Here is a 12,095-nt window from a genome sequence, read left to right as displayed (position 1 = left end):
GTGGTGCCGTTTGTTCCGATGCGCGTCAGATCGCGACGGTCACGCGTGCGCTTCGGAGCGGGCTGCGCGGCGTTTCGTCGGCGATGCCAGGTACCAGGTCAACACCACGGCCGGTGCGATGTGCAGGCCGGCGCCGAGCCAGTCCGCGGCACCGAAGGTGCCGTCGAGGATCAGAGTGACGATGATCGCCGCCGGCACAACGTGCATCACGATGTTCGGCAGCAGGAATGGCCGCATGGACGCGGTGTCGCGCCGACTGATGATCCAATTCATGATCCCGATGACCACCAGATCGGTGCCGAGCGCCCGTGCCACCAGCAGCGACCGGCTGTCCGGGTCGTCCCCAAGGCCGGTCGCCGGCGCGATGAGCCACACGGCACCCAGGACGACGATGTCGAGCACCGCAACAGCCTTCAGAGCGAGCGACAGTCTCACGTTGCCTCCCCTTCACCATAAGCGGGACGGGCATCCCGGTTATGGTGAACGATACGGGACGCCCATCCCGGATGTCCAACGACCTTCGACACCGCCGTCAGCGCGAACCCGAGGGCGGCCCCGAGGATCGCGAGGGTGATGAGGCCGACGTGGCCGAGCGGATCGATGACGTACGCGCCGAACAGCGCCCCCGCCGCGACCAGGGCGGTCACACCGGCGCGCCGCGCCGTCGCGTTCGAGTCCGGTAAGCGGGCGGAGCGCAGCAGTCGCGCCAGATGCCAGGCCACCGGCACGGCCAGGCCCAGCGTTGCGGTGCCGATTCCCTCGAACACCACGTCGTCCGGTACCGCGAAGTTCAACCCACCGAACAGTTGCCGCAGCCGGTCGTCGGAGGTGCCAGTGACGTGAAACGCGACCTTGAGGGCGTGGTTGAACCCACCCTCGAGAAGGCCGGCGAGGCCGACGAACGCCACGGCAACCACGATCGCGCCAGCGGAGAGTGCCGGAGGGCTGCCGGTGCGGGCATGCCGCGCGAGCAGCCCCAGCGCCAGCGCCAGCAGCAACCCCAGCGGCAGAATGCCGACGAGCCGGACCGGGGCGCCGTACCGGGCTGCGCCATAGGCGTGCTCGGCGGCGAACGCCACGTACAGCGCGATCAGCCACCGGCGCAGGTCTCGTCGTGCATGCAGACGCTCGGACATCCCGCCCACCGCCTATAATCGGAACCGCCATCCCGCTTAACGATACGGGATGTCTATCCCGTTTAGGAGTCCGAGATCGTTGAGCGACGTAAGCCGCGCGCCGATGGCGTGCGCAACCGGGCCAAGGTCCTGCAAGCCGCGATCGACGCGTTTGCCACGGACGGACTGTCGGTGCCGATCCACGAGATCGCCCGGCGCGCCGGTGTCGGCACCGGCACCGTCAGTCGACACTTCCCGACGAAAGAATCGCTCTACGAGGCGATCGTGCAGAGTGTGGCCAAGCGGCTGATCGTGCGCGCGGAGGCATTGCGGGCCACCCGCGACCCGGGTACGGCGTTGTTCGATTTCCTCGCCAGCATGGCAGAAGAGGGCGCGAACAACCGGGCACTGGCCGACGCGCTCGCCGGCACCGGGTTCGACATCGCCGCCGCGGCAGCGAAGGGCGACCACGACCTCAATCACGTGCTGGCCGACCTGCTCACCGCCGCTCAGCGCGCAGGAGCTGTCCGTCCCGACGTCGACGCCGCCGACCTGAAGGCGTTCCTGGTCGGCTGCGCGGTCCGCGAGCGCGACGGCGCCGCCCCGACGGCCCGAGACCGAATGCTCACGATCGTCCGTGACGGCCTGCGCACCGGCGGGCAATAGACGGCAGCAGTTCAACCCCCACCGCGTTCGACCCAGCGGGCGGGTGCCGTCAGCCCAGCGGCACCTGCGTCGGCCGATCACCGCTCCCCGCGGCGCCGACACCCTCGGGCGCACCGATCGACGTCGCGACGATCCGGCTGGGCAGCACCGGCGCGTCCCGGCCGGTGCCCCGTCGGCCGTCGCTGCTCGACGATTCCTCGTGGTAATCCTGCTCGACGTTGACCGACCAGACGTCGTGCGTACTGCCGGTGGCGATGTTCTCGGCCGTGAGCATCGCGGTCAGCATCGAGTGGTCCTGGTTGTTGTAGCGGTGCATGCCGTTGCGCCCCACCGGGTGCACGTTCGGCACCGCCTCGCTCAGCCACGCCCGGATGACGTCCACGTTGTGCTGGTAGCGCTCGTCGTACACCGGGTAGGCCTTGGGCATCCGCACGACGTAGCCGGCCTCCACCACGCCGGGTCGGACCAACCCCAGCCGCTCCAGCTCCGCGGTGCCCAACGCCACGAGGTCGGCATCGGGGGTACGCCACATCTCGTCGTCGGCGAAGACGAAGTACTCCAGGCCGAGACAGGTGCGCCCGTCCTTGACGAGATACGGCGACCAGGAGCCGAAGTTCTGGATGCGGCCCACCCGTACCCCCGGGTCGTGCACGTAGATCCAGTTGTCGGGGAACGAGAACTCCGCCGGCACCACCAGCGCGACCGTCAGGAAGTCGCGGTAGCGCAGGTCAGCGGCGCAGGCCAGGATCTCCGGCGGCGCCGCCGGACGCAGCGCGGCCACCAGTTCCGAGATCGGCATCGACGAGATCACGTGGTCCGCGGGCTCGGTACGCTGCCCGTCCGCGCCGTTGACCGTCACACTGATCGCCCGCCGTCGCGCCGGGTCGTGGTGCACCGCGGTGACCCAGGTGCCGGTCGACACCCGTCCGCCCTGGTGGCACACCTGCTCGGCGCAGCGTTCCCACATCATCCCCGGCCCGTACTTCGGGTACTGGAACTGCTCGATCAGGCTGGTCACGTCCGTGCGTCGACGCCGGGGCAGCAGCGCGTTGCGGATCGCCTTCGCCAGCGACAGGTTCTTGATCCGCTGCGCGGCCCAGTCCGCCTGCAGCCGGTCCGCCGGCATCCCCCAGACCTTTTCGGTGTACGTCTTGAAGAAGATCGAATACAACCGCCAGCCGAACCGGGCCGACACCCAGCCTTCGAAGTGCGACTGGTCCTGGGGTGGGCGCAGCCGGGCGCGGGCGTACGAGCCGAGGCAGCGGGCCGCCTCCGGCAGCCCCAGGTTGCGCAGCGCGTTCACGGCGCTGAGCGGGTAGTTGAACAACGCGCCACGGTAGAAGATCCGGCTCATCCGGGGTCGGGTGAGGAAGTCCTCGTCCGGCAGAATCTCGTGCCAGAACGCCTCTACCCGGGGCACCTTCGTGAAGAACCGGTGCCCGCCGATGTCGAACCGCCATCCGTCGCGTTCCACGGTCCGGCTGATCCCGCCGACCACCTCGTCGGCCTCGAAGACCCGGACCGACTTGCCGTGCCGGAGCAGCTCGTACGCGGCGGTGAGACCCGCCGGCCCCGCGCCGATGACCACCGTGCCGTGCTGCTCGCTCATGCTGCAGTGCCCCCTGCTCACGTACCGTGGTTGAGGCGCCCTGCGTACCCGCTCTGCGTCGAATGTCACCCTCGGTCAACGATTGATTCCGCTCCGGAGTGGCGTGTGGCGGCGTACAACGGGTTGGACGACACTCCGTGTGACGGGTGGGCCGGCGGATCGGGGGAGCGGGCGGATGCACCGGTGGCGGAGCGGCGCGGCGACGCTGGCCGTCCGATTGGCCGAGGCCGGCCGCGCCGGAGCGCGCGCGGCCCGTCGGCTGCCGGCGCCCTGGTCGTACGTGATCGGCCTGTTCCTCGGCGCGAAGCTGCTGCTCACCCTGCTCGGGCTGCTGGTCCTGCACGCCTGGGACGGCGTTCCCGGGGCGCCACCGGCGGACGACGCGTTGATGTGGACGCAGCAGCGGGAGGTCTCCGGGCATCGGTGGATCTCCTTCTGGTTCGCCTGGGACGGGCTGCTCTACCTGCGGCTGAGCGAGCTGCCCCTGACCGGGCCGTGGAACGATTTCGGCTTCCCGTTGCTCTACCCGTTCCTGGCCCGGCCGGTCGGCGCGCTGCTCGGCGGCGACAACGCGCTGGCCCTGCTCTTGATCAGCAACGTCGCGTTCCTGCTGGCGCTCTGGTACGGCTACCGGCTGGCCGAGCTGCTGCTCGGCGACGCGCAGGCGGCTCGCCGATTCACCCGGTACCTGGTGCTGCTGCCGACCGCGTTCCTCTTCCAGGCGGCGCTGACCGAGTCGCTCTTCGTCTGTCTCGCGTTGGCCGCGTTCTACTACGCCGAGCGACGCCAGTGGCTACTGGTCGGCGTCCTCGGTTACTTCCTGGCGATGAGTCGTTCCGTTGGCCTGCTCGTCGCCCTGCCGTTGGCCCTGGTCCTGCTCCGTCAGCACGACTGGCGGCTCGGCCCGCGCGCGCTGCTCGGCTACCTGCGGATCGGCTGGCCGTTGCTGCTGCTGCCCGCCGGCTGGTTCACCTTCATGGCGTTCTGCCGGTGGCGCGGCGGAGACTGGTTCGCCTATCAGCACGCCCAGCAGACCGGATGGGGCATCAGGGTGCAGAACCCGGTGCCGGTGCTGCTGAACGGGCTGGCCGGGGAGTCGCGCGACGCCGGTCGGGTCCTCTTCGCCGTGGCCGTGTTGGGCGTGCTGGTCGCCGGGTTCCGCCGCCGGGAGCTGGCCTACCTGGTGTACGGCGTACTCATGGTGCTGGTGCCTCTGTCGATGGGCCCGCCGGTGTACCGGAGCCTGCTGCGCTACCTGCTCGCCGCGTTCCCGGTGGCCCTGGTGCTGGCCCGCTGGGCCCGCCACGCCAGTGTCGACGTGTGGCTGACCGCGGCGCTCGCCGTGGTGCAGGGCGCGCTGTTCGTGCTCTGGCTCAGCTACTGGACCCACATGATCATCTGATCGGGCCGCGCCCACCGGTGATCCTGGCGTGGCCCGGTGCGGGTGCGACCGTGGGGCCTGTGCGAGGCTGCTGCCCGTTGTCCGAAGCGCAGTCACGTGGAGGCCCGGTGTTTGCCCTGCCGCTGAACGAGGAAGTCGAGCTGCGCCCGCTGAACCCGTGGCAGGCCGAGGAGTTCCTCGACCACCTGAACCGGGCGCGGGAGCACATCCTGCCCTGGGTGTCGCCGGCCTTCGTCGCCACCGACCTGCCGTCGGCCCGCGCGCTGTTGCAGCGGTACGCCGACCGCTGGGCCAGCGACACCGGCGGCATCTGGGGTCTGTGGTGGCGGGACATCCTCGTCGGCGGGGTCATGTTCGTGTCCCTCGACGCGACCCGGGGCGTCTGCGAGGTCGGCTGCTGGGTGGAGCCGGAGGCGCAGGGGAGGGGCATGGTCGCGCCAGCGGTCCGCCGGATCGTCGACTGGGCCGTCCGCGAGCGCGGCATCCAGCGGGTGGAGTGGCGTACCAACGCCGACAACATCCGCAGCAAAGCCCTCGCCCATCGACTCGGCCTGCGCCTCGACGGCACACTCCGCCAGGTCAGCCCAGGCCCGCACGGTCGCATCGACCTCGAAGTCTGGTCGGTGCTGGCCGACGAGTGGTTGGCCGCGCCACTCATCGTCCACTGACGACAGCGAATAGTTGTCATACCCGGGCGGCACCATGCATCCATGGCCGTCCCCGCGCTCACCCCGCACCCCGACCCGCCGCGTTCCGTGCCGCTGCGTGAGGCGCGCACCCGGTTCAGTCAGCTCGTCGCGCTGGCCGAGCTGACCGACGCGGTCACCGTCGTCACTCGCGACGGCGATCCCCGTCCGGTCGCCGCCATCGTCCCCGCCACGGCCGCTCGCAGCGGCGCGCAGGCCCGCGCCGACGCCGACCGGCTCGCCACGGTCACCGCCGGCTGGGCACGGCGCCTCGACGAGCAGCACCGGCGCAGCAGTCAACGGCACACCGCCGAGCTCGGCGCGATCCGTGCGGCGCTGGCCGAGGCGTGGGCCGAGCTGGATCGCCGGGTCGTCCCGGGCAGTGACCCGACGCTGGCCCGGCTGCGCGCCGCGCACAACGACCTGCTCGCCGGCTGACGTCAGCCGGTTGCCGGGTAGGCGTGCGTCTCCGCCGCCTTCACCGCCACCCAGACCCGTTGGCCCTGGATCAACCGCAGCTGGGCCGCGGCGGAGGGCGTGACGTCGGCGGCCACCCCGATCGGCCCGTCGAGCTGCACCCGTACGTTGTCGCCGTGCCGCTGCACACCTGCCACGGTGCCCGCCCAGGTGTTGCGTGGGCTGCCCTCCGGTCGGGTCGGGTGCAGGGCCACCGCCGCCGGGCGGAACGCCACGAAGGCTTCGCCGTCCAGCCGGTCGGCGACCGTGAGGGTCAGCTCCGGCGCGACTCTCACCCCGTGCCCTTCGGCCCGACCACGGTAGAGGTTCAGCCCGACCAGCCGGGCGACGTAATCGGTGCGCGGGCGGGCGGTGACGCTCGGCCCGTCGCCCTCCTGCACCACCCGGCCACCCTCGACGATGACGAGCCGGTCGGCCAGCGCCAGCGCGTCCAGCGGGTCGTGGGTGACCAGCACCGTCGCGCCCGGGTGGGCGGACAGGTGGCGATGCAGCTCCGCGCGAGTGTCCAACCGGGTGCGGGCGTCCAGCGCGGACAGCGGCTCGTCCAGCAGCAGCAGTGCCGGTGCGACGGCCAGCGCGCGGGCCAGCGCCACCCGCTGCGCCTGGCCGCCGGAGAGCTGTCGGGGGCGACGGTGCGCCTGCGCGTCAAGCCCCACCCGGCCGAGCCAGTCCCGGGCCGTGGCACGGGAGGCCCGCCGGTCGATGCCGTGCCGGCGCGGCCCGAAGGCCACGTTGTCCAGTGCGCTGAGGTGCGGAAAGAGGAGGTAGTCCTGGAAGACCACGCCGATCGACCGGCGTTCGGTCGGCACCCAGCCCCGCGTCGCCGGGCGGTCCAGGTCGACGCCGTCGAGGGTGACGTGCCCGTCGGTGAGCGGATGCAGCCCGGCCAGCGCGCGCAACGCGGTGGTCTTGCCGGCGCCGTTCGGGCCGAGCACCGCGACCACCTCGCCGGGCGCGACCCGCAGCGGCACGTCGAGCCGGAAGGCGCCCCGGTCGACGACGAGCCGGGCGTCGAGCAGTGCAGCGCTCATGGGCTGGTCATCCAGCGGTCCCGCAACGCCACCAGGATGCCCACCGACACGACGAGCAGCACCAGGCTGAGCACGATCGCGGACTCCAGGTCGGTCTCCAGCGCCAGGTAGACGGCGAGCGGCATGGTCTGCGTCCGGCCGGGATAGTTGCCGGCGAAGGTGATGGTGGCACCGAACTCGCCGAGCGCCCGCGCCCAGCAGAGCACCGCCCCGGCGGCCAGCCCGGGCGCCACCAGCGGCAGCGTGACATGGGTGAAGGTGGTCCACCGGCTCGCGCCCAGCGTCGCGGCGGCCTCCTCGTAACGGTGGTCGGCGGCGCGTAACGCACCCTCCACGGCGATGACCAGGAACGGCATGGCGACGAACGACTCGGCCAACACGACACCCGCGGTCGTGAAGGGCAGGGTGATGCCGAACGTGGCGTCGAGCCAACCGCCGAGCAGTCCTCGCCGGCCGAAGACCAGCAGCAACGCCACCCCGCCGACCACCGGCGGCAGCACCAGTGGCACGGTGACCAGCGCGCGTACCAGCCGGCGGCCGGGGAACTCGACCCGGGCGAGCACCCAGGCGAGCGGCACCCCGAGCAGCAGGCAGAGCACGGTGGCCAGGGTCGCGGTCTGCACCGACAGCCGCAGAGCGGTCAGCGCGCCCGGCTCGGTGAGCCGTTGCGGCAGGGTCGTCCACGGTGCCCGGATCACCAGCCCGGCCAGCGGCAGGACGAGGAAGAGCAGCCCGAGGCCGGCGGGGATCAGCAGGGCCGCCGGCACCCGCCCCCGCCGTCGGGGCGTGGCGTGGTCGAGGACCTGAGTCATGGAGCCTGGAAGCCGGCCTCGGCGAGGACCGCCTGCGCCGGCGCCGAGCGGACGTACGCGACGAAGGCCCGGGCGCCGGTCGGATTCGGCGCGTCCTTCAACGCGAGGATCGGGTAGTCGTTGACCGCTCGCGCCGACTCGGGAAACTCCACGCCGGTCACGTCGGCGTGCGCCGCCCGCGCGTCCGTGCGGTAGACCAGGGCCGCGTCGACCTCGCCGAGCTTCACCTTGGCGAGCGCGCCCCTGACGTCCCGCTCCAGAGTGACAGGTGTCAGCGCGACGCCGGCCGCGTCCAGGGCGGTGCGGGCCGCCGCGCCACACGGCACCTGGTTGGCGCAGAGCGCCACCTTCACACCGGGCCTGGTCAGGTCGGCCAGGCCGGTCACCTGACGCGGGTTGCCCCGGGGCACCGCGATCACCAACTGATTGCGGGCGAAGATGCTCGGTGCGCCGTCGGCATTGCCGGCCTCGGTGACCGTGGTCATGTTCGCCGGGGCGGCCGAGGCGAACACATCGGCCGGCGCACCCTGATTGATCTGGTTGGCGAGGGCGGAGCTGCCGGCGAAGTTGAGGGTCACGGCGCTGCCCGGGTTGGCGGCCTCGAAGTCCTTGCCGATCCGGGTGAACGACTCGGTCAGCGAGGCGGCCGCGAACACCGTCACCGCGCCGGTGACCCGGCCGTCCGCGGCACCACCGGATGCCCGGTTGACGCCCGCGCCGCAGCCAGTGACCGTCAGCGCGGCCACCAGCACGGCCACCACCGTGCGCATCGTCCGCGTGCTCATCCGCCGGCCCGTCCCCGCGCCGCCGTGGGAGCGGCCCGTTCCACCACCACCGTGGTTGATTTGATCACCGCGACCGCCACCGACCCGACCCGCAGGTCGAGCTCGTCGACCGCCTCCCGGCTCATCAGCGACACGACCCGGAACGGGCCGGCCTGGATGTCGACCTGGGCCATCACCGTGTCCTTGCGAACGTCGACGACGATGCCGCGCAGCCGGTTGCGGGCCGAGGAGAACTCGGCGCCCGCGTCCGGGTCGGCGGCCTGGGCGCGGGCGAAGGCGGCCAGATCGACGCCGTCGATCACCCGGTGGCCGTGCTCGTCGCGCTGGGCGGTCAGACGCCCGGCGTCCACCCAGCGGCGAACCGTGTCGACACTGACGCCGAGCAGGTCGGCCGCCTCCCCGATCCGGAACCTCGTCACCCGCTCACCTTAACGCCCGCACTTGCCAGGGCGAAAGCCTGAAATGGGCAGCACCCGCGTAGGAAAGCGGCCACAAGTGCCAGCAGTTGCACCGCCACGCTTGCCGTCCCGCATGATCGCGCTCGAACCAGGATGTAGTGGTGTCGATGCATCGATGAGGCCACTACATCCTGGTTCGAGCATGACCTTGACGGTGTTCAGGGCTGGCGAGGATGGCCCTTGAGGTGCCGACCCAGCTCGCGGGCGATCTCCCGGTTGGCGTCCCGCTCGGCCAGCGTCTGGCGCTTGTCGTAGGAGCGCTTGCCCTTCGCCAGGGCCAGTTCGACCTTGGCGAAGCCGTTCTCGAAGTACATCGACAGTGGGACCAGGGTCACACCGCCCTCGCGGACCTTGTCCAGGATCCGGTCGATCTCGGCCCGGTGCAGCAACAGCTTGCGGTTGCGGCGGGGAGCGTGGTTGGTCCACGTGCCGTAGGCGTACTCGGAAATGTGCAGGCCGTACAGCACGATCTCGCCGTCGCGCTCGTGCGCGAACGCGTCGACCAGCGAGGCCCGCCCCTCGCGCAGCGACTTCACCTCGGTGCCGACCAGCACGATGCCCGCCTCGTAGGTGCGCAGCACGGTGTACTCGTGCCGGGCCTTCTTGTTCGAGGCGATCAACCGGCGTTCGGGCTGCTTCGACGGGCTCACCCGGCGACGATATCCGGCCGGCGGATCAGCCCGTCCCGGGGCGGCCGGGGTGAAGCCGCGCGATCAGATCCCGCGCCGCGTCCGCGAACGCCTTCTCTGACTCCGACGGCCAGTGCGCCAGGATCGGCGGGGGAACGCTGTCGCTGGGTGGCGGCACCACGTCCAGCGGGTCGGTCAACCGCCGGTCCACCGCCGCCGGCCCGGCCGGCGTCTCGCTGCCCCCGGCCCGGTGCGGGGCGAAGATCCAACCGCCGATCGGGTCGGTGTCACGCCACAGGTTCACCCAGCGCCAGCCGACCCGCTCGCCGATCTCCTCAAGTGCCGACACGTTGACGGATGCGGGAAACAGCCGCGAGTACAACCGGCGCAGCGGTGACCCGTGGGTCAGCAGGGCGACCCGGTCGGTGATCCGGGGCGGCAGTTGCAGCACCGTGGCGGCGAGCAGCACCGAGCCGTGGCTGTGCCCGGTCAGCAGCACACCCTGACCCTGCTCCACCAGGTAGGAGATCCGCTTGGCCAACTCCGGCACGGCCCGCTCGGCGTAGCAGGGCGGGGCGAAGGGGTGCGCCGCGCGGGGCCAGAAGGTGCCCAGATCCCACAGAACGCCCACGTACCGGCGAAATCCCGCCGTCCGGTACGCGAAGATGCCGCCGATCACCAGCCCGAGTATGAGCGCGGCGATCACGTAGCTGCCCGTTCCGATGAAGAAGTTGACGAAGCCCTCGGGGAGACCGACGTACTGCTGCAACACGTCACCGGGAAAGATCTGGAACAGCCCGAGCGCGCTGGTCGCCAGTCCGAACGCGGCCAGCCCGGCGTAGACCACGGTGAGCGGCTCCAGCCATTCGGTGAACCGTGCCCGGGCAACCGTCTGCTCGACCTGGCGCAGCCGTTCGGCCGCCTCGGGCGGCGCGTGCGGAAAGTCCGCCGCGACGATCGCCCGCGCGGCCCGCCACCGACTGCGCCGGGTCAGCACCGTGACCACTCCGGCCGCCAGCAACGCGCTCAACACCGCCAGGAAAAACCCGAAGATCGCCCATTTGTACGCCAGGGGCGGGCTGGTCACGAGCCCGTCCGCGGTCGTGCCGCCACCGTCCAACAGGTCTGCGGTCCGGTAGACCAACTCGGCGGAGAACGCCACCGCGAGCCCGGCGGCGATCGTGACCAGGACCGGTGCGCCCAACGCACGCAGCGGCGCGGGACGCCCGCCGCCCCGCCGCCAGATCACCACGGCCGCGAGGATCACCACCAGCACCGTCTGGCTGACGAACAGCCAGGCCACGATTGCGCCGTACCCGGGCAACGAGCGGCTGTTCGACCACGGCGCCGGGCTGATGACGATGTGCACGATCACCAGGATCGTCACGCCGCAGGCGATCGTCCGCAGCCCGCGGAAGAAGGCGTCCATGCCCGGCGCCGGGTCGGTCCGGTCGATGCTCCGCACCGCGATGAGCAGGACCAGGCAGGTGAGCAGCACCGCCCCGGTGGCCGTCAGCAGCACCACCATCGCCACGGAGCGGTGCTGGCTGGCCCGCGCGGCCAACAGGCTGCCGTCCAGCGTGGCGAAGGCGGCCGCGACGTGCACCGAGCGCAGCCGACCGACCAGCGGTGCGCCGTCCCACTGGCCGACCGCGCTCAACCGGTGCTTCGACGGTGCCGGATCGCGGGTGTGGAACGCGTCGAACGAGTGACTGAGACGGGTGCTCAACCACCAGACGAGCCCGATCGCGGCGACCGGCATCAGCGCCAGCACACCCAGGCGCAGCCCGGTCGGGCGGCCGCCGAGCCAGGACAGCCAACTCCGGTCGGTCATACACGACGGTGTGCCCATGCAACGCCAGGCGATCAGATCCACCGCCACCCCGACGATGGAGAGCACGTAGAGCATGGTGAGGGTGAGTGCGAGCACCCGGCACAACGCGACGACCACGTTCTTCCAACCGTGGATCGCCGGATGCATCCAGAGCGCCACGTTGCAGAGCATGAACGGCAGCAGGAACACCAGCGACAGCGTCCGCACGGCCGTGCCGGACGGTAGGTCGCTCCAGCGGTACGCCTCCAAGGTCACCCCGCCGGTCCCGGTCGAGTCCGGATAGCCGGGACGCGGTCGGTAGAACCCTCCGCTGCGGTCCCCGGCGACCTGGTGCACGTACGGTCGGTTCAACACCTGGTCCGCGCCCGACCCGGAGACGCCGTGCACCCGCAACTCCACGATCCCGCCCGACGTCGGCTTTTCGGTCGGCGACACGTCCGCCATGGGCCCCCCGAGGTGTGCGTGGCAGCCGGGCGGTGGTCGATGTACGGCCACCCGCACGGCTCCCCGGCTTACCCATCCCCAACCCGGTCAACCGTGCATCGGAGCCCAGGCGATGGTGCGGTCCGCCCGCAGCAGGTGATTTCATGG

13 protein-coding genes are annotated in these 12,095 nt (G+C 71.4%); 4 read left to right on the top strand and 9 right to left on the bottom strand.

Annotated elements, in window-relative coordinates; all coding sequences use genetic code 11:
* Positions 1 to 39: 39 nt before the first annotated feature.
* Positions 40 to 435 (bottom strand): hypothetical protein, encoded by a 396-nt coding sequence (locus tag JOD64_RS00490; RefSeq protein ID WP_204940334.1) that lies wholly within the window; start codon positions 433 to 435, stop codon positions 40 to 42.
* Entirely contained in the window at positions 432 to 1,136 is a 705-nt protein-coding gene (locus tag JOD64_RS00485; RefSeq protein WP_204940333.1) for a hypothetical protein, read from the bottom strand. The genes JOD64_RS00490 and JOD64_RS00485 overlap by 4 nt, the downstream gene beginning before the upstream one ends.
* A gap of 108 nt (positions 1,137 to 1,244) precedes the next feature.
* Here JOD64_RS00485 and JOD64_RS00480 point away from each other — a divergent pair, with 108 nt between their 5' ends.
* Positions 1,245 to 1,781, top strand: coding sequence for a TetR/AcrR family transcriptional regulator (locus JOD64_RS00480; protein WP_204940332.1), 537 nt, complete (start codon positions 1,245 to 1,247; stop codon positions 1,779 to 1,781).
* A 49-nt stretch (positions 1,782 to 1,830) separates the two neighbouring features.
* On the opposite strand, the gene JOD64_RS00475 is transcribed toward JOD64_RS00480, so the two are convergent.
* Positions 1,831 to 3,390 (bottom strand): NAD(P)/FAD-dependent oxidoreductase, encoded by a 1,560-nt coding sequence (locus tag JOD64_RS00475; protein WP_204940331.1) that lies wholly within the window; start codon positions 3,388 to 3,390, stop codon positions 1,831 to 1,833.
* A gap of 175 nt (positions 3,391 to 3,565) precedes the next feature.
* On the opposite strand from JOD64_RS00475, the gene JOD64_RS00470 reads away from it, so the two are divergent.
* The 3 genes from JOD64_RS00470 (at position 3,566) to JOD64_RS00460 (ending at position 5,916) form a co-directional block, all read left to right on the top strand.
* Complete coding sequence (locus tag JOD64_RS00470) at positions 3,566 to 4,792, top strand: hypothetical protein (RefSeq protein ID WP_239559306.1); 1,227 nt, start codon at positions 3,566 to 3,568, stop codon at positions 4,790 to 4,792.
* 107 nt (positions 4,793 to 4,899) lie between these two features.
* The gene (locus JOD64_RS00465) at positions 4,900 to 5,460 is read left to right on the top strand and encodes a GNAT family N-acetyltransferase (protein WP_204940330.1); all 561 of its coding nucleotides are present in this window, start codon (positions 4,900 to 4,902) and stop codon (positions 5,458 to 5,460) included.
* 42 nt (positions 5,461 to 5,502) lie between these two features.
* Positions 5,503 to 5,916, top strand: a complete 414-nt coding sequence (locus tag JOD64_RS00460; protein WP_204940329.1) for a type II toxin-antitoxin system Phd/YefM family antitoxin — start codon at positions 5,503 to 5,505, stop codon at positions 5,914 to 5,916.
* 2 nt (positions 5,917 to 5,918) lie between these two features.
* On the opposite strand, the gene JOD64_RS00455 is transcribed toward JOD64_RS00460, so the two are convergent.
* The 6 genes from JOD64_RS00455 to JOD64_RS00430 all read right to left on the bottom strand — a co-directional run bounded on the left by JOD64_RS00455 (position 5,919) and on the right by JOD64_RS00430 (position 11,948).
* Positions 5,919 to 6,986: an ABC transporter ATP-binding protein gene (locus tag JOD64_RS00455; protein WP_204940328.1), complete on the bottom strand. Its 1,068-nt coding sequence runs from the start codon at positions 6,984 to 6,986 to the stop codon at positions 5,919 to 5,921.
* Positions 6,983 to 7,798 carry an ABC transporter permease gene (locus JOD64_RS00450; RefSeq protein WP_204940327.1) on the bottom strand — a complete coding sequence of 272 codons (816 nt, stop codon included), beginning with the start codon at positions 7,796 to 7,798 and terminating at the stop codon, positions 6,983 to 6,985. Before JOD64_RS00450 ends, JOD64_RS00455 begins: the two co-directional genes overlap by 4 nt.
* A complete protein-coding gene (gene modA, locus JOD64_RS00445; protein ID WP_204945827.1) occupies positions 7,795 to 8,568 on the bottom strand; it encodes a molybdate ABC transporter substrate-binding protein in 774 nt (257 codons plus the stop codon). Before modA ends, JOD64_RS00450 begins: the two co-directional genes overlap by 4 nt.
* A gap of 11 nt (positions 8,569 to 8,579) precedes the next feature.
* Positions 8,580 to 9,002, bottom strand: a complete 423-nt coding sequence (locus tag JOD64_RS00440; RefSeq protein ID WP_204940326.1) for a TOBE domain-containing protein — start codon at positions 9,000 to 9,002, stop codon at positions 8,580 to 8,582.
* A gap of 197 nt (positions 9,003 to 9,199) precedes the next feature.
* Positions 9,200 to 9,691 carry an SsrA-binding protein SmpB gene (smpB, locus tag JOD64_RS00435; protein WP_204940325.1) on the bottom strand — a complete coding sequence of 164 codons (492 nt, stop codon included), beginning with the start codon at positions 9,689 to 9,691 and terminating at the stop codon, positions 9,200 to 9,202.
* Between the two features lie 25 nt (positions 9,692 to 9,716).
* Positions 9,717 to 11,948, bottom strand: coding sequence for a hypothetical protein (locus JOD64_RS00430; RefSeq protein ID WP_204940324.1), 2,232 nt, complete (start codon positions 11,946 to 11,948; stop codon positions 9,717 to 9,719).
* Between the last annotated feature and the right edge of the window lie 147 nt (positions 11,949 to 12,095).

It is taken from the genome of Micromonospora luteifusca, from assembly GCF_016907275.1.
GTDB classification, from domain to species: domain Bacteria; phylum Actinomycetota; class Actinomycetes; order Mycobacteriales; family Micromonosporaceae; genus Micromonospora; species Micromonospora luteifusca.
This window is presented reverse-complemented; position numbering and strand designations above follow the sequence as displayed.

What these genes read in the sequence shown, in the direction of transcription:
- JOD64_RS00470 (WP_239559306.1), top strand. Translation starts at nt 3,566, where the DNA reads ATGCACCGGTGGCGGAGCGGCGCGGCGACGCTGGCCGTCCGATTGGCC.
- JOD64_RS00430 (WP_204940324.1), bottom strand. Translation starts at nt 11,948, where the DNA reads ATGGCGGACGTGTCGCCGACCGAAAAGCCGACGTCGGGCGGGATCGTG.
- JOD64_RS00460 (WP_204940329.1), top strand. Translation starts at nt 5,503, where the DNA reads ATGGCCGTCCCCGCGCTCACCCCGCACCCCGACCCGCCGCGTTCCGTG.
- JOD64_RS00485 (WP_204940333.1), bottom strand. Translation starts at nt 1,136, where the DNA reads ATGTCCGAGCGTCTGCATGCACGACGAGACCTGCGCCGGTGGCTGATC.
- JOD64_RS00450 (WP_204940327.1), bottom strand. Translation starts at nt 7,798, where the DNA reads ATGACTCAGGTCCTCGACCACGCCACGCCCCGACGGCGGGGGCGGGTG.
- JOD64_RS00455 (WP_204940328.1), bottom strand. Translation starts at nt 6,986, where the DNA reads ATGAGCGCTGCACTGCTCGACGCCCGGCTCGTCGTCGACCGGGGCGCC.
- modA (WP_204945827.1), bottom strand. Translation starts at nt 8,568, where the DNA reads ATGCGCACGGTGGTGGCCGTGCTGGTGGCCGCGCTGACGGTCACTGGC.
- JOD64_RS00475 (WP_204940331.1), bottom strand. Translation starts at nt 3,390, where the DNA reads ATGAGCGAGCAGCACGGCACGGTGGTCATCGGCGCGGGGCCGGCGGGT.